The sequence below is a fragment of the Salicibibacter halophilus genome, from assembly GCF_006740705.1.
GTDB classification, from domain to species: domain Bacteria; phylum Bacillota; class Bacilli; order Bacillales; family Marinococcaceae; genus Salicibibacter; species Salicibibacter halophilus.
On sequence record NZ_CP035485.1, the window covers coordinates 418,117 to 434,764 of the forward strand.

Sequence of the window (16,648 nt, forward strand, 5' to 3'; positions counted from 1 at the left end):
GAACATCCAGGATAATTTCAAAGCAAGGACATATTCGTGCAAGTAACTTTATCAAACGTTCACCAGCGTTGATCAAGATATATTACCTATTTTCTTGAAGATGTTTGTACGCTTCATCCTCGTTACCTATGTCCTATTGTAATTTGAATATCTATCAGCCGCACAGCATCATACTTAAAATACTATACTCCTTTCTCACGTCAAAAACAAATAGTACAACAAGGATTTATTGCCCATATTCTTTTTATAAAATGCTTTATTATATATAAACATGTCTTTTTTTGTTTTTTCTACGTTTATCTTTAAATATCGACGAAATACGTGTAAGTTATTTGGAAATGATTTGAAAACATTCTTGTTCTTTCTATTTATTTTAAAATAAGAAAAAAACTGACAAGATTTTGCCTTTAAAAAGGCTTGCCATCCGGCAAGCCTTCCTATCCGTTATTAAACGTGTATTTCAATACTAGCATCTTCTTCCAATTCGTTCGTTAATGCTTCGCGGTTTTCTTGATTTTCCATTTGTTCAGCTTCAGCGCGAAGTTGATCTTCCATTTCAGAAAGCTCGGGCGGTTCTTCTTCCATTTCATCGCCCATTTGTTCTTCCATCATCGCGATTTGCTCTTCATACATTTCCTCAATGTCTTCATCACTGACTTCTACTTCTCCGAATTCTTCTTCCAGCAGCTGCTCGATGCGAAGATCATCTGCTACAATGTCATGGACATAGTCTTCCGACATCCCTTGTTCTTCCATCGCTTCATAGAAATCTTCCGTGGATTCCGCCATAGGGGATTCTTCGACCATTTCTTCGACCATCTCATTCACGTCTTCTTCGCCCGCTTCAATGCCGCGCTCATTAGCTTCTTGAAGAAGCAACTCCTGTCTTACAAGTTCGTTTGCAATTTCCTCGCGAAATTGCTGGTCCTGTTCCTCATCTTCGGTAATATCCATCATCTGGGTTTGCGCTATCTGCTCCACTTGCATCGTATACATCTCTTCAAATTCTTCTTTTTCGATGTTTTCCTCATTTACCTCGGCAACTGGGTCAGGAACATCTTCTAAGTCAATGTCCGGCTCCGGCATTTCCATTTCCTCTTCCGGAAGCGCATCACTGGCTTGCTCTTGCTCCTCCCCTTCGCCTTCTCCGTTATCTGTATCTCCCGTTTCTCCATTTTCTTCGCCATCGTCATTGCAAGCAGCCAGTCCAATGGCCAGCAGAAACGACAGCCCACTTGTTACTAAAACTCTTTTCACACAAAATCTCCTTCCTACCAGAGGCTGAGAGCATTATAACACAAAAACAGGAAGAACCTGCAAACCTTCCCCCATATTTATAACTTGTTTCATCATTGTGACTATTTTGTGACACACGCTAAAGGCGACCTCTTTGAACGTTCGATGCATTTTTTTCAATATGCTGATTATAAAATGTCCGAAAGTTTTCACCTGCCCAGCGCTTTACATCCTCTTCTTTATAGCGTTTAAGTAACCAATCGATCAATGCCGGCAGGCGTCGCGGGCCCTCCAACCCCTTAATCGGGGTGGGGATCCCGTCAAAATCGGAGCCGAAACCGATATATTCCGGTCCAATCCGGCCACTTATCTCGTCAATATGATGAGCCAAATCAGCAAACCACGCTTCTTCTTCTCCGTTTATGAATGACGTAAAAAACGTCATGCCGATGAGGCCGTTTTTTTCTTGAATCATTTGCAACTGCTCGTTCGTTAAATTTCGGACATGGTCATGCACGCGGCGTACATTGGCATGGCTGACAAAAAATGTGCCGCATCGTTGAACGGCTTCATAAAAGGATTGCTCATTAAGATGGGCGCCATCCAAAATCATGCCTTCCGCTTTTAACCAGTCCACGACCGCTGCGCCTTTGTTAGACAGTCCATGTGCCTTTTGTTCAAAACAACCCGCAGCTAGGCTGTTCCCTTCATTCCACGTCAAACCTGCACTTTCTACCCCAAGCCGTTTTAAAAGCCTCCATTTCATCCAATCATCGGAAATGGCGTCCGCACCTTCAAGGGCGACAATTGCCCTCGTTTTTCCATTTTTCGTCAATGGCTCTCCAGGAGCATGCACGATTTGCCCATGCGTTCGCACCTTTTCGTGGAAAACATCCAATTGCCGCAGGATGATAGAGAAGCCATCATCACGGCGGTCATAAACGGGATCAAACACGGCAAACACTTGCGCGTTCACGCCTCCCATTTTCAATGCATTTCCACTTACGGCCGGATCCGTCGCGAAGTCTTTGCCGCCGTCATGCCATAATTGAAGCAAAGCATCACAATGTGCATCAGCGATATACATATGCGCTTTTTCTCCTTTAGCAATATTCTTCTATTTTCATAAAACGTGATAGACGCCCAAACATTTTCCAACTGCTGTTCATAGGCTATCCTAGCGCGAATAAACCCTTGGCGATTGCTGCGAAGGAATGTGAAAGTAGGGACGCTATGCATAATTCCATTTTCCCGATAAAAGTTTTTAGCCGTTGGTATACGAATGATGCCGGTTTTTTCAGCTCATCGCTTGCCCCGATTCAAACAAATACAGAGGACCATTGGAGGATACGTTTCCCGATCAAAGGTATGCGCGCGGAAAACGTAATCGTTTACATCGATCATCGAGATTTGCATGTCCGTTTTCAGCAAACGACGGAAGAAAAACAAGTAAACGAAACAACGGGGTTTGTTTCCGCTTACCAAGCTTGGACGGAGTGTAAAACGAGTACATCGCTCCCTGCGTATGCCGACCCGGGCAGCTATACCATTGTTTGTTGCGATGATCATGTGGACATTTATTTTCATATCTTGAAAGGAGATGAGCTTTCATGAACCATCATCCCCAGTACCGGCCGCGCCCGTTTCTTTATGATGAACCATATATGTACCCGCCACGGCCTTATCCTCCCTCGTTGCCGCCGATCTCCGGACCTCCCCATGGACCTCCGCATCCGTTTTATGGAAACGCTGGAAAAAAGCCGAAACCGCCGGGTGTCTCTGGGATTATGACAGGATTTACGAATGAAACTGGTCAACTCGATGTACAGAAGACGATGACAACGATTGATACAGCAGTGAAAACGTACCAACAAGTTTCGCCGGTGGTGAAACAGCTTTCGTCCTTCTTTTTGCCACGAGATTGAAGACCGGTCCGCGCGGGGGAGCGGTCTTGCTCGTCCGCTTTACTCCTCTGCGAACGATTGAATCGCTTTTGCGGTTTCGGCCGGCATTTCTTCCGACAGAAGGTGGCCGATTTCCGGATACGTGGCAAGTCTCGCGCAAGGCAAGGCACTCACGAGCTTTTCTCCCACTTGCAACGGTACGATACTGTCTGCTTCTCCCCACAGCAAAAGGACTGGCACGTCAATAGCAGCGAGTTCTTTTCTTGTTAAATCGCTGTCGCGGTGGCGGATAAATTTTGCCAACGCTTTGTACATCGCCTTTTCCCGTAATGGTTTTTCATAAGCGTATACGTGTTCGTTCGTAATCATGGAGGAATCATAGATCACTTCATCCAAAATATTCCGGACGTCGTGTTTGCGTATATAACGCCTCAGCCAAAAAGAAAAAAACGGGAGATATGTCGCTGTCCGCAACCAAGAAGGAAGACGGGCGATACCACCGGAGCTGGCAAGCAGAACGATTTTTTTCGGCGGCCGGGACATCGTCTTTGGCAAACGAAGGGCGATCTGCCCGCCCATTGAGTGGCCGACGGGGACCACTTCGGTTTGCTCGGTCACATATGGCTTTATAATACTATCTACCGTCTTTGCATATTGTGCGTACGAATAGTGGTATCGCAATGTTTTCTTGCTTTTGCCAAACCCGGGAAGGTCAAATGTAACGACCTCGCCATACAAGCGTAATTCGGGAATCATTGCCTGATAGCTGTATGCCGAAGACATAAATCCATGAATCAACACGAACAATCGTCGAGGAGCATCGCTATTGCTCGCGGGATAGTGTTGAACGTTCACCTCCTCCGGCTGAACCGGATAGTGGTCAACGTAACTCATAAGGTGTTTCTTGGTAAACGTAATAGTTTAACCAATTGGAAAAGAGAAGATGGGAATGTGCTCTCCACAAAAGCAACGGATCATTGTTCGGATTTTCGCTCGGAAAATAACCAGTCGGAGCCTGTGTATCGAGCCCCCGCTCCCGATCCCGGTTATACTCATCCCGCAACGTTGTAGCATCATATTCCGCGTGCCCGGTGACAAATACCTTGCTGCCGGTCAAATCCGAAATCAAGTATACGCCCGCGTCTTCCGAATCAGCCAGTACAACCAGCCCGTCTTCCGCTTCAATATCCTCATTCGTCGTCGTCGTATGCCGTGAATGCGGAACATAAAATTGGTCATCAAACCCTCGCAAAAGCGGGCTGTTCTGCACTTTAATTTCATGTTTGTACACACCAAATTGTTTATGGGGCAATTCAAACTTGGGGATTTGATAATGGTAGTACAGAGCCGCTTGCGCTCCCCAACAAATATGCATCGTAGAGGTGACATGGGTTTTGCTCCATTCCAGCATTTCAACTAATTCTTCCCAATAGTCAACGTCCTCGAAAGCTAATCGTTCAATCGGTGCACCTGTGATGATCATGCCGTCGAAATATTGGTCTTTGACATCCGCAAAGCTTTTATAAAAAGCTTCTAAATGTTCAGGTGACGTATTTTTTGACCGGTGTGAACTCGGGTGCACAAAAGTAATATCCACTTGCAATGGAGAATTCCCCAACAATCGCAAAATCTGGGTTTCCGTTGTTTCTTTCAGCGGCATCAAATTCAATATTACGATATGCAACGGGCGGATGTCCTGCGTATACGCCCGCCTTTCGTTCATCACAAATATATTTTCTTGCTGCAATATATCTTTTGCGGGTAATTCGTTCGGAATTTTAATTGGCATCGTTGTTCCTATGCTCCTTTATTTTACAATCGAAAAGTGGATTTTTTATATCTTTTTCCACCACTCATCTTGAGGGCTGACAGGTGTGCGCCGCTTGTGTTCGGTCACCCGGTAATAATGAATCAGCTTGTTCTCGACGTTGTCGCTGACTTTTTTTCCTTCCAGAAAATCATCAATTTCATCGTAGGTCATCCCTAATGCTTCTTCGTCTGAAAGGCCGGGGCGCCCATCTTCCAAGTCGGCCGTCGGGGTCTTCTTATAAGTGGATGCAGGAGCGCCCAGCATTTGTAAAAGTTCTTTTCCTTGCCGTTTATTCAATCCATACAAAGGAACGATGTCACAAGCTCCATCTCCATGTTTGGTGAAATAACCGGTAATCGCTTCCGCGGCATGATCAGTGCCAATTACGAGCAGCCCAAATGAGGCCGCCACGTCATATTGGACCTTCATTCGTTCCCTCGCTTTTGTATTTCCTTTATGAAAATCATTTAGTTCTTTATCAAACGTTTGTGCAAAACTTTTTGCGGAAGCATCCACTGCCGGTTGAATATTAATGGTCTCTGTACGGTCCGGTTGAATAAACGCGAGTGCTTTGTTGGCATCGTCTTCATCATGCTGCTCCCCGTGAGGAAGGCGCAGCGCGATAAACTGATAATGCCCTTTTTCCTCTTCACGTAGTTCTTTGACTGCATCTTGTGCCATTTTCCCCAGCAATGTCGAATCTTGTCCTCCGGATATGCCAAGCACGAAACCCTTTGCCCGTGCATAGTTAACGTAGGATTTCAAAAATTCTTTTCGCTTTTGGTATTCTTCATCGGGGTTGATGGTCGGTTGCACGTTTAAAGCACGTATAATTTCCTGTTGCATTACACAGCCTCCTCACCTAGCTTCATCATCTATAAATTTTTTCCATTGACCATGTAACCCTTCGGCTAACAGCACACGTTTTTGATGATCCCCGAAGAGGTCAAAATGGGACAATTTCCCACGTTCATGAATCCACTTCTCCCTCAATCCGTATGCCCGTCCCCATTGTACTAGTTTTTGGTAATTTCCACAGGCTACTTTCGTCACAGAATCACAGTCGGGAAACCGTTCATCCAACCAATAATGGGTGATGATGGCAATTTCGCCGGATTTCGCGCGCGCTTTCCAATTGTTCAGTTCGTATTTATCGATTCCAAAAGCCATGGCGGCATTATTCGCTTCCTTCTTTTTGTTTCTTTTCCCGCTCATACACCTCGTGCCATTCCGGTAAGTGTTTTTTCATGGAACGTGGACGGAAACTTTCACGGTCGACGATCACATGGGTGGTAGTGCCGCTTACGCATAATTGCTCATCTTCATTATAAATCGCATAGCCGTACACCGCCCGAATTTTATCGTAATCTTCGATCCATGATGCTACACGGACGGTTTCCCCATATCGCACCGCTCTATTATAAGATAAATTTGCTTCCGTTACCGGAGCCAACACCCCACTCTCTTCCAATTTTGCATAAGAAAAGCCCAAATCGTTGATCAGTTTGGTACGGCCTATCTCGCACCATATTAAATACTGAGAATGGTGGACAACTCCCATTTGGTCTGTTTCCGCATATCGTACTTGAATGTCGGTGGACGCTATTGTCAAGCATATACGCCTACTTTCACTAATAAAGTTGTTCGTTTCTTAAAGCCTGATGACAAGCCTGCTTTCTCTTTAGAATAATAAACAATCAGCGTTCAATCAAGAAAAAGGGGTCAAAGAAATAAAAAAGGCCGCCTCACCTTGTAACAAGATAACGACAGCCAGCGCGCGTGTTATTTTCTTTTGGCATCCATGCGTTCTTCAATTCGGTTCATGGCTTCACGATCATTGAGGATCGCTTCACGATTGTCTCGCAACAAATCGACAAAACGAACATTTTTGACTCTTCGCACAGGAACGCCTCCTTTTTTCTTCTATTATCGGTGAATTTTTTAATTTTTATACACGCAGCCGCGGAGTGACATACCATTCGTCCGCTTCATTAACCGTCAACAAAAAGATCTCTTCAACGGCGTTATAGCCATGATCAATGATTCCTTTTTCCAGCTCTGCACGCGTCATGATTTTTTCCATATTCTCGGGGACGACTTTCCCGTCGCTGATAACGACTTTCGGGTATCCTCTATTTTGAGGGGTTAACCCGATATCATAGGCTGTGGCCGCATTAAACGGACTTCGTTTGATCACGCTAATGTTCCCGTTCGGTTCCAACACCGCATAATCAATTTCATTTAAATCGGAAGTGTCATGTTGCCTGAGTTCCATGAGTAATTGTTCAATGGTAATGTTGGTCCTTTTGAGCATATGATCCAGAATCCGGCCTTTTTCAATAATAATGAATGGCTCATCCTCAATCACCCGTCTAAAACGAGGCCATTTTAGGCCAGCATACGAGAGAAGCCAATGCAAAAAAGCGATCATAGCAGCCCCGGCGAAAGGGCCGGTAAGTTCTTCCTCTCCACTGGAGACCGTTTCCCCTACAACATCCCCGATGATCACGCCGAAAATAAAATCCAACGGGTCGATATTGGCCATGGAGCGTTGACCGATCACCTTGACCATGAGGAAGATATATATGTATACGAGGATTGCACGAACGATAAAACTATAGAATGGCAAGTCTTGTGATCCCATCCATATATTGGTTATGTTTTCCATTCCTGTATCCCATCCTAACAATGATGTCTCTTTCATCATTTACGATTTGATGGGAAATATTCATGTTAAAATACGGTACGTGAAATTTTTTTGTGTTTGTATCGATAATAGAACGTGCCCCACGTTCATATCACTTCGACTTAGACTTTTTTCACACCCTCGGGCAATCCATGTCGTGAACCTGAATCACAACTCCTGCCACTCATTAGAAAAACTTGATTTATTATACTTTCCGATCGTGTGTATTTGTCAACTCAAAATCCGGCCAAATGTTCATTGAATTTCCGTCCAATCGTGAATTACTTCACAATTTTTTTAGCCGAAAAAATAAAACAAAATCTTCCGTGCTGATGAGCTGAGTGTTAGATCAAAAGACCTGTTTTTAGCTGGATAAGAGGCACATGCCTTTGAATGTTTTTATCCTAAGCTTGTATTCAGTTGTCAAAGAACAGAAAATCAAATCCCTTTGCGCTACATTTTTGCCGTAGCGAGGATCGTTACGTGCTTCCAGTGGCTATTATCGCTTTTATCATCCGTTAGATACCATTCCTCCTTGGTTTGGGCTGGTGATTGGCGCGGATCCAGAAGCATCCATCATGACGGCTGAGATACGCCTGAATGTTGTGTTCCCAGCCAAGCCTTGGTCTCTTTCATGCGATAAGAGCTCCCGTTCATATTGACAATATGCGCTTGATGAGTAAGGCGATCAATCATCGCTGCCGTCATGACTTCGTCCTGAAAGATTTCCCCCCAACGTTCAAAAGATAGATTTGTCGTGATTATCGTTGATTTGCGCCCCGCACGAAGGGATAGATGGGTGAAAAGTTGTTCCGCCCCTTCTTTATCAAAGGAGATATAGCCCATCTCATCAGCGATCACCAGATCATATTTCTCAAATCGGCTTTGAAAGTTACGAAGGGTGTTCTCCGCCCGTGTTTCCTTGATGCGGTTAACAAGAATCGGGACGGTCGTAAACCAAACTTTAAACCCTTCTAAACAAGCTTTCATCCCCAAGCCGATAGCCATGTGGGTCTTCCCCGTCCCGGCGTTTCCGGCAAAAATGGCATTCCGCCCTTCACGGATAAAGTCAAGAGTTTTTAGGGTCTTGAGCTGTTTCTGGGCATCTTCAGGCAAGTCTTGCACGGAAAGGTCTTCCAAGTATTTTTTCTGGCTGAACTCCGCCCGGCGGATGCGATTATAGCGGGCGGATTCCCGTCGGGCGTCCTGTTCTTTTTGCAGAAGTTTTGCCAGAAAGGCTTCATAGCTGATATCCTGCAGATTAGCTTCTGACGCATGCTCAGCCAAGTGTCTGCGAATCATTGGTAACTTTAATTCTTTCGCGTATGATTGAACGTCTGCGTGCCATTCTTCTTGGGTTTTGAGTGTCAATGAACCCCCTCCTTGGGTGCCTTCATTTGAAACAACTGATCATAATCACTCATATGGGTTCTGGCTTGTTCGGTAATGGCTTCTGTATCCTGGGACATTGAAGCTGCTGTGACCGGCTGTTCGTTGTTTTTGTCACATATCGCTTTTATTTTATCGGTGGTGACGTGTTTCGGATGCATCGCTGCCAGTTGGTCAATGGCGGTTAAGACGCCGTCGAGATCACCTTCGTCCCGCAAGTAGTGACATAATGCTATGAAATCACGCTCCTTACCTGTATAATACGTCTTGTAAATATCTTTGATTTTTTGATCCGCCTGGTGCAGGGCTAAGCTTCCCGCCAATGCACCGGGCTTTTTTTGTAAGGTCTCCAAGACGTGTGAGAGTTGAAGGTTCCACCGATGGTGGCCACTGAGCCGTTCATGATTGGCTATACACGCTTCGTTGTAAAAGCAACGGATGCGCTCCGCGTATACCTTCACCATGATCATTTCGCCAACCAAATGATCAGGAACCGAATAACGGTTTTGCTCGATTACCAGGGTCGCGTATTTATCCACTCGAGCATACTGCACACGGGCAGCATCCCATTTTGGCGGTGCTTCTAAAAGATACTCATGTTCTTGCTCGAGGCGCTGTTTGGGCGTTTGGCCTTCGTATTGGCTCATGGGTTTCTGATTGAGTTTTTCCGAACATAACGTCTCGAGATAGTGGTTCGCTTCTTCCAAGCTATCAAAGATATCTTTGTTAGAGAATGCCTTCCGTCGGATGACATCTACACTGCGTTCCACATGCCCCTTTTCATTGCCACGGCGGATATTACAGAATCGGCAGTGAAACCCGTAATACATCATCAGTTGCATCAGCCCTTCTGTGGGCTCCTTATCCCCGGCCAGACGCCTAACGGCCACGCGCATGTTGTCATAGGTGAGCGTGGTATGAACACCGCCGATATGGGCAAAGAAACGGGCATGCGCTTCTTGAAAGCACTCGGTCGTTTGCTTGGGAAACAGACAAGCCCAACGGTAATTCCCATACGCCGATGTAAAGACGGCCATTTGGAACGTCTGTAACCGTCCGTCAACCGTTATTCTTACATCCCCCAGTCAAACTCACAAACATCTCCGGGCATGTACGTTTCTTTAATAAAAGCCTCCTTGGCTTTATGTTCCAATTGGCGCACCAACCGTCGGACCGTACTGTAACTAATGTCCACCTCCTCATCTTCCAAGACCTCATACATGTCCATGACCGTTTTTTGTTGTTTCCGCTGCCCTTTTTGACGCTTTTCCCGGTTTTCTTCAAGGAAAGCAAGGATTCGTTGCTCAATCTCCGGTGTCAGTTTACGTTTGGGTCGAGAACCGGTAGTGTAGATCGGCTTCTCTGTTAAGGATTCGATCAAAGCATCGACTTCGACATCTTCGCCTCCTTCCATGAGTTGTTTGCGCTTCTGTTCATATTCCTTTACGTATTTACTGACGGTCTCCCGGTGTATCCCTATATCTCGGGCAACTTTTCGTATCGACTTCCCCTCTTGCATATACTGTATTAATGATTGGTACTTTTGGCTCATGGTGATCATCTCTCCTGCCCCCACCTGTATGTATTGCACAGGTGAGATTTTCAATCTTACTGGCCGGATTTTCAATGAACACGGTGGCCGATTTTTAAGTTATCATATACAATCGTGCGAAAAAAAGCTGCCCTTTGCAGGACAGCCCTCCATTGAATTACGCTTTCGCTTCTGCCGCCAGTTTGTCGCGAAGAACCATAGGCAGGATTCCGCCGTGACGGTAATAGTCAATTTCCACTTCACTGTCGAAGCGAACAATAGCTTCGAATGTTTTCGTCTTTCCATCGTTGTCTTCTGCCGTAACGGTAACGAGTTGCCGCGGGCTGACGTTTTCGTCGATGTCTACGCGGAATGTTTCTTCACCGCTTAGACCTAGTTCATCGGCGCCTTCGCCCTCTTTGAATTGAAGGGGCAGAACGCCCATTAGTGCAAGGTTGCTGCGGTGAATTCGTTCAAAGCTTTTCGCGATGACCATTTTAATGCCCAAGAGGGTCGTTCCCTTGGCTGCCCAGTCACGCGAACTTCCCATCCCGTAATCGTCCCCTGCAAGCACGACGAGTCCGGTGTTATCTTTTTTATATTCCATCGCCGCATCATAGATCGGCATGACTTCACCAGTCGGCCAGTGCGTCGTGAAGCCGCCTTCTGTTCCGGGTGCCAGCTGATTGCGAATACGTACGTTCGCGAACGTTCCCCGCATCATTACTTCATGGTTTCCGCGGCGGGAGCCGTATGAGTTAAACTGTGCCGGCTTTAATCCTTTTGATTGCAAATACTGTCCTGCCGGACTGTCTTTTGCAATAGAACCTGCCGGAGAAATATGGTCGGTTGTCACCGAATCTCCGAACTTACCAATGGCTCTCATCCCACTCAAGCTTTCAATCGCCTGTGGATCTTTGGAAAGATTTTCAAAGAACGGCGGGTTCTGAATATAGGTGGACGCTTCATCCCAATCATAAAGGGTTGCGTCATCCTTAGATTGTAACGCATTCCAACGTTCATTATTGTCAAATACGCTGCTGTACTCTTCCTTAAAGATTTCGGAAGAAACGTTCTCCTGAATGAAGGTCTGTACTTCAGTCGTACTTGGCCATAGGTCTTTGAAAAAGATGTCATTGCCATCTTTGTCTTTCCCGAAAGAATCATTTCTAAGATCGACATTCACGGTTCCGGCGAGTGCATAAGCAACGACGAGCGGCGGAGAAGCCAAGTAATTCGCACGCACGAGCGGATGGATTCTACCCTCAAAGTTTCGGTTTCCGCTTAGTACCGAGGAAACGAGCAGATCATTGTCCGCGATCGCTTGCTCCACTTCTTCCGGAAGCGGTCCCGTGTTGCCGATGCAAGTCGTACAACCATATCCGACGAGATTGAAGCCGAGCTCGTCCAAATACGGCATTAGCCCTGAATCTTCAAGATAGCGAGTAACGACTTTCGATCCGGGTGCGAGAGATGTTTTTACATACGCCGGAACATCCAGCCCTTTTTCCACCGCTTTTTTGGCCATTAATCCGGCACCGATCATCACGGACGGGTTGGAGGTGTTCGTGCAACTCGTGATTGCCGCGATCGTTACGGCACCAGTAGGGAGCGTGGACGTTTCGCCATTCGGATGCGTAACTTCCACTTGTTTGTCCAATTCAGCTGCATTAAGTCCAAAACCTTGGTTGCCCTCCGGACCGGTAACGGCTTCTTTGAATGATTGTTGCATATCACCCAGTTCAATCAAATCCTGAGGCCGCTTCGGACCTGCCAACGCCGGTTCAATTGTGTCCAAATTCAAGGGAACTACTTCTGAATAATCCGGATCAACAGCGTCCTCACTGTAAAACAACCCATTTGCTTCACTATAGGCCTTTACGAGCGCGATTTGCTCTTCGCTTCGTCCTGTCAGACGCATGTAGTTCAACGATTCCTCATCCACCGGGAAAAAGCCGCACGTTGCGCCGTATTCCGGTGCCATGTTTGAAATCGTGGCACGGTCTGCAAGGGACATGGACTTCAAACCGGGTCCATAAAATTCGACGAACTTGCCGACGACGTTTTTGGAACGCAAAAGCTGAGTAACTTTCAGTGCCAAATCCGTTGCGGTCGCGCCCTCCGGAAGGCTGCCCTCAAGCTTCACGCCGACAACTTCGGGTGCCGGAAAATAAGACGGTTGTTCCAACATGCCGGCTTCCGCTTCAATACCGCCGACGCCCCATCCGAGAACACCGAGGCCGTTAATCATCGTCGTGTGGGAGTCCGTGCCGACGAGGGTGTCCGGATAGGCGATCTTTTCCCCTTGATCGTTTTCTTTTGCATGCACAACATTCGCCAAGTATTCCAAGTTCACCTGGTGAACGATGCCGGTCGCGGGCGGAACGGCACTGTAATTATCAAAGGCTTGCGTTGCCCAGCTCAAAAGCTTATAACGTTCTTCATTCCGTTCAAATTCGAGATTCATATTCCGCGTCAGTGAATCGCTTGTGCCGAACTGATCCACTTGCACGGAGTGATCGACAACGAGATCCGCCGGAATTGCCGGATCAATGGACGACGGGTCGCCCCCGACATCAACCATCGCTTTTCGGAGGGAAGCCAGGTCCACAACCGCGGGAACCCCCGTAAAATCCTGAAGGATTACGCGGGATGGTTTAAATGGAACATCTTCGCTCCCGCCATCCTTCGTTCCCCAGTTGGCAAGGCTTTCCACATGTTCCGAAGAAATCACTTTGCCGTCTTGTTGTCTCAATAAAGATTCCAGTAATACTTTAATCGAATAAGGCAACTTGCTGACGTCGCCGATACCCGCTTTTTCCAAAGCGGCGAGGTCATAATAATGGTATGTTTCATTTCCTACATTCAGCGTTTTCTTCGCCTGATACATGTCGTTGGTTTCTCCCATGTATACCCCTCCTCTGTCTCTATCATATAACAATCTGTTAAAAATGTCGAAGTAAAAATGTAGACTCATACTTCTTATGGAGGCTGATAGTATAAATCAAATTGGGAGATATGCTAAACTAACCTTAGAGATTAAACGTGGTGGTGAGCAACGTGAGTACGGATATTTTTATGTGGTTGATTGCCCTTTGGTCTGTGTTCATGATTGTGTTCATGTTTATCGGCGGTTTTTTTATGTTTCGAAAGTTCCTGAAGCGTCTTCCGAAAGATGATGGGCACTCCATCCTCGATTGGCAAGACTATTATATTGAAAAAACCCGCCATCTGTGGACACGCGATCAGAGTAATTTATTGGAAGAACTCGTCTCTCCCGTTCCTGAATTGTTCAGGGACATCGCCCGTGAAAAAATTGCGGGGAAAATTGGAGAACTCGCTTTACAAGAGCGCGCAGAACAAATGACGGAAGACTTGATTATCCGCGGGTATATTTTGGCCACCCCGAAACGCGACCATAAATTTTTGCGAAAAAAACTGGATGAAAAAGAGATGGATTACAGCCAATATGAACAGCTGTTTTAATAGAAAAAACCGGTCGACCCCAAGCGCGGGATCCCCGGTTTTTTTATGTTCTTTCTCTCATGGGGATGTCCATGATCGGTTCATTTACTTCTTGTTGTTTCTTTCGAAACATAAGAAGCATGGCAATGCGCCACGGAAGGATCATCCCGTAAGCGAGCAGGAAAAACATTCCTGCCATTTGAGCAAGATGAATTTGTTCGCCCATGACCAGCTTTATGAGCACTCGGACTATGAGCAACCCTAACAATAAAAAAATGAACAATTTGGATCTTTTCATATAAATATCGCCGTTGTGTATTTCAAAGCGTGACGTGCGAATCAATAAATAGGAAGCGGCGGCACCGACCATCAGGGGCGTTACAATACGGGCAAGGGGAAGATGCGTTGGTTCGTATAAAAACATTAAAAAACCGGTACTCATCATGATCGGTGGAATAATGATTTTTTTGACAGACGCCGGTTTTTTAATTGCTTTCATTCGTACAATGATGGCAAACGTCCCCATCATAGCCGCGCCAATCGTTGTAAGTATAAAGATTAATGTTGTTTCCGTTATGTTGCCCACCTCCTCCAACCCCTATCATACCTGTTACAAGCCCCATGATCAATGACGGGCCGTCCAACGACAAAAACACCTCCAATCGAGAGGTGTTTCGTGCATCTGTTTATTTTTTCCCCTGTTCTTTTTGCATTGCTTTCATCATCTGATTGATTTTCTTTTGGGATGGATTTTGTCCCATTTGCATCATCATCACGCGCAGCATTTGTTCATTGATAGGCGGGTTTTTCTTCATATAATTGACCATTGTTTTCCGGGCAATGAAAAACCCTCCCACAAGACCTACGAGCAAGGCTGCCATCGCGATCAACACAACCCAAATCGTGCTCATGCGGTTATTCCTCCTTACGCCGATCATTCGGTACCGGATATAATTCGTAAAGCAAACATCATCCATTATACCGTATCGATCAGACGTTGAAAAGGGATCGCTTGGCCACTCAAAAATCTCGGTTCCAATTTCCAATTTTAAAAGCGCCGGTGTGAACAAAGAATATGCGGCATCGTTCTACATTTCTGTGGAATAGGTATGTCTATTTGCCCATAAAGAGCTGTTGGATGGTCAAATTTCGCCATCCTTTGCTATTCTCTGATACATTCAGACAAACGAACGGTGGACAACGCGTTTATTCTAACAGCGCATAAAGGGGAACATCCTCCCTGACCGCATCGATTCTGAACTCTTCGATAAGAAAAGACAGGGTCATCCCCTTGTTCCAAAAATCTTTCACCCTGCGGAAAGTATAGAGTTGAAATAAGTTAAACGCGATCATGATGAACATGACCATGGCTTCGATGGCGCGTGGATGGTGCATAAAGCAGTGGTGTATATGCCACTTGGTTTTGAGTTCCCGAAAGCCGTTATTTTCAATATCCCATCTTTCGTGAATCATTTCCCAAACGTCTTTGGTCGGCACATGTTTACCGAGCGTGGTCACCACCCAAACCTCTTTGATGGTCTCGACGCGTTCGACGGTCTTGCCTTGATACATGTTTTGCGTGATCGTCTCGCGGAATCTCAGAAAGCGGACGGGCTCGGGAACGCCTCCCATTTCAAATCCTTCTTCATCCCATGCTTCGACATGGATATGCTTTTGTTTTCTCTTCGTTTGCTTGCCCTTTGGCTCCGGGTCCTCGTGGGTCCATTGAGCGTCAGAGTCACGCTTTTGAAAAAGCCCCAGCGCATCTTTGACGAGATTCAAACGTTTGTTTTTGACGCGAACGATCGCATCCATGCCAATGGCGCGTACGTCATTGATAAAAGGGGCATTGGCATACAGGGCATCACCCACGATCACATCGGCAAAATGATGATGTTGCTCATAAAGGTTTCGGATGAGTCGTTTCCCGCCTGTGAGTTCGCCCTCATCGTCATCTTTCTCATCCCTGGGATGTAAGTGGTCGATTCCAAGGATCACGTGAGGATCAGAGCCGATCGTCATGCAAGCGACGCCTTGATGGTAATAATGGGTTTCGCCATCAATGACACGGGTTAAGCATGCGTCACATTCTTTCACCTTGCTTTCAAACAGTTCAAATCCATCCAGAGCAACGACCACTCGTCCCTTCATCGTTCCCTGTTGGAAAACTTTGTTTCGCTTTGCCTTGCGAATCGTATCGTCATGCATCGCCTGTAAAGGCTCCAAATCATACTGACTTAAAGACTCACGCACGGCATCAACACGGGGCAAGCGAACGCCAGGGAAAAGCTTTTTGAATCGCCCAAATTTCACCCATTGGTCCAACACATTCAAGCTCGGCATGCGCCACAGACAACCCAGCATAAGGATAGAGCATATCGTCGATGCTAGAATGTCCGGATCTTTTCTTCCGTCCTTTGCCCTCTTGATTTTTTCGCCGATTCCATATACCTTAGACACATAGGTGAGTAGTTTTTGCAAAGTAGGTCTACCCACCGTTAACACCTCCTTTTTTGTCCTTAGGAGGTGTTTCTTCATTTTTCGCTGATTCCCTTCCTTTGTTCCCCATTTTTTCCAATCAAAATGCGATTTTTGCTATTTTACGTTGTTTTCGCCAATCCCTTGTT

Annotated in this window: 17 protein-coding genes and 1 pseudogene; 3 read left to right on the top strand and 15 right to left on the bottom strand. The window is 46.1% G+C overall.

Features of this window, described 5'->3' with window-relative positions:
* Positions 1-447 precede the first annotated feature (447 nt).
* A complete protein-coding gene (locus EPH95_RS02100; RefSeq protein WP_142086923.1) occupies positions 448-1,257 on the bottom strand; it encodes a SurA N-terminal domain-containing protein in 810 nt (269 codons plus the stop codon).
* 118 nt (positions 1,258-1,375) lie between these two features.
* Entirely contained in the window at positions 1,376-2,323 is a 948-nt protein-coding gene (locus EPH95_RS02105) for a dipeptidase (RefSeq protein ID WP_142086926.1), read from the bottom strand.
* Positions 2,324-2,469: 146 nt separating this feature from the next.
* Between EPH95_RS02105 and EPH95_RS02110 the strand changes: the two genes are divergently transcribed.
* Together EPH95_RS02110 and EPH95_RS02115 are read left to right on the top strand one after the other, a co-directional pair.
* On the top strand, positions 2,470-2,850 hold the full coding sequence (locus EPH95_RS02110) for an Hsp20/alpha crystallin family protein (protein ID WP_142086928.1): 381 nt from the start codon (positions 2,470-2,472) through the stop codon (positions 2,848-2,850).
* Positions 2,847-3,161: a YppG family protein gene (locus tag EPH95_RS02115; RefSeq protein ID WP_142086931.1), complete on the top strand. Its 315-nt coding sequence runs from the start codon at positions 2,847-2,849 to the stop codon at positions 3,159-3,161. The genes EPH95_RS02110 and EPH95_RS02115 overlap by 4 nt, the downstream gene beginning before the upstream one ends.
* Positions 3,162-3,200: 39 nt before the next feature.
* Here EPH95_RS02115 and EPH95_RS02120 read toward each other — a convergent pair whose 3' ends face one another.
* From EPH95_RS02120 to acnA, 10 genes and pseudogenes are all read right to left on the bottom strand, one after another.
* The gene (locus EPH95_RS02120; protein WP_142086933.1) at positions 3,201-4,034 is read right to left on the bottom strand and encodes an alpha/beta fold hydrolase; all 834 of its coding nucleotides are present in this window, start codon (positions 4,032-4,034) and stop codon (positions 3,201-3,203) included.
* Complete coding sequence (metA, locus tag EPH95_RS02125) at positions 4,021-4,929, bottom strand: homoserine O-acetyltransferase MetA (RefSeq protein ID WP_142086935.1); 909 nt, start codon at positions 4,927-4,929, stop codon at positions 4,021-4,023. Before metA ends, EPH95_RS02120 begins: the two co-directional genes overlap by 14 nt.
* 45 nt (positions 4,930-4,974) lie before the next feature.
* The gene (gene nadE / locus EPH95_RS02130; RefSeq protein ID WP_142086937.1) at positions 4,975-5,796 is read right to left on the bottom strand and encodes an NAD(+) synthase; all 822 of its coding nucleotides are present in this window, start codon (positions 5,794-5,796) and stop codon (positions 4,975-4,977) included.
* Between the two features lie 12 nt (positions 5,797-5,808).
* Positions 5,809-6,120: a hypothetical protein gene (locus tag EPH95_RS02135; protein WP_142091444.1), complete on the bottom strand. Its 312-nt coding sequence runs from the start codon at positions 6,118-6,120 to the stop codon at positions 5,809-5,811.
* A gap of 7 nt (positions 6,121-6,127) precedes the next feature.
* Complete coding sequence (locus EPH95_RS02140; protein ID WP_142086939.1) at positions 6,128-6,562, bottom strand: acyl-CoA thioesterase; 435 nt, start codon at positions 6,560-6,562, stop codon at positions 6,128-6,130.
* Positions 6,563-6,732: 170 nt separating this feature from the next.
* Positions 6,733-6,852, bottom strand: coding sequence for an FbpB family small basic protein (locus EPH95_RS02145; protein WP_142086942.1), 120 nt, complete (start codon positions 6,850-6,852; stop codon positions 6,733-6,735).
* Positions 6,853-6,898: 46 nt separating this feature from the next.
* Complete coding sequence (locus tag EPH95_RS02150) at positions 6,899-7,594, bottom strand: DUF421 domain-containing protein (RefSeq protein ID WP_227004013.1); 696 nt, start codon at positions 7,592-7,594, stop codon at positions 6,899-6,901.
* Positions 7,595-8,212: 618 nt separating this feature from the next.
* Positions 8,213-9,007: an IS21-like element helper ATPase IstB gene (istB, locus tag EPH95_RS02155; protein WP_142086603.1), complete on the bottom strand. Its 795-nt coding sequence runs from the start codon at positions 9,005-9,007 to the stop codon at positions 8,213-8,215.
* Positions 9,004-10,586, bottom strand: a pseudogene (gene istA, locus EPH95_RS02160) (IS21 family transposase). Before istA ends, istB begins: the two are co-directional and overlap by 4 nt.
* Before the next feature lie 148 nt (positions 10,587-10,734).
* Positions 10,735-13,464 (bottom strand): aconitate hydratase AcnA, encoded by a 2,730-nt coding sequence (acnA, locus tag EPH95_RS02165; RefSeq protein WP_142086946.1) that lies wholly within the window; start codon positions 13,462-13,464, stop codon positions 10,735-10,737.
* A gap of 170 nt (positions 13,465-13,634) precedes the next feature.
* Between acnA and EPH95_RS02170 the strand changes: the two genes are divergently transcribed.
* Positions 13,635-14,042, top strand: coding sequence for a DUF2621 family protein (locus EPH95_RS02170; protein WP_142091445.1), 408 nt, complete (start codon positions 13,635-13,637; stop codon positions 14,040-14,042).
* A 43-nt stretch (positions 14,043-14,085) separates the two neighbouring features.
* Here the strand turns inward: EPH95_RS02170 and EPH95_RS02175 are convergent, their stop codons facing one another.
* The 3 genes from EPH95_RS02175 to EPH95_RS19140 all read right to left on the bottom strand — a co-directional run bounded on the left by EPH95_RS02175 (position 14,086) and on the right by EPH95_RS19140 (position 16,517).
* On the bottom strand, positions 14,086-14,607 hold the full coding sequence (locus EPH95_RS02175) for a CcdC family protein (RefSeq protein ID WP_319592812.1): 522 nt from the start codon (positions 14,605-14,607) through the stop codon (positions 14,086-14,088).
* A gap of 100 nt (positions 14,608-14,707) precedes the next feature.
* Complete coding sequence (locus EPH95_RS02180) at positions 14,708-14,932, bottom strand: YneF family protein (RefSeq protein ID WP_142086948.1); 225 nt, start codon at positions 14,930-14,932, stop codon at positions 14,708-14,710.
* Positions 14,933-15,227: 295 nt separating this feature from the next.
* Positions 15,228-16,517 carry a transposase gene (locus EPH95_RS19140; protein ID WP_227003941.1) on the bottom strand — a complete coding sequence of 430 codons (1,290 nt, stop codon included), beginning with the start codon at positions 16,515-16,517 and terminating at the stop codon, positions 15,228-15,230.
* Positions 16,518-16,648: the final 131 nt, after the last annotated feature.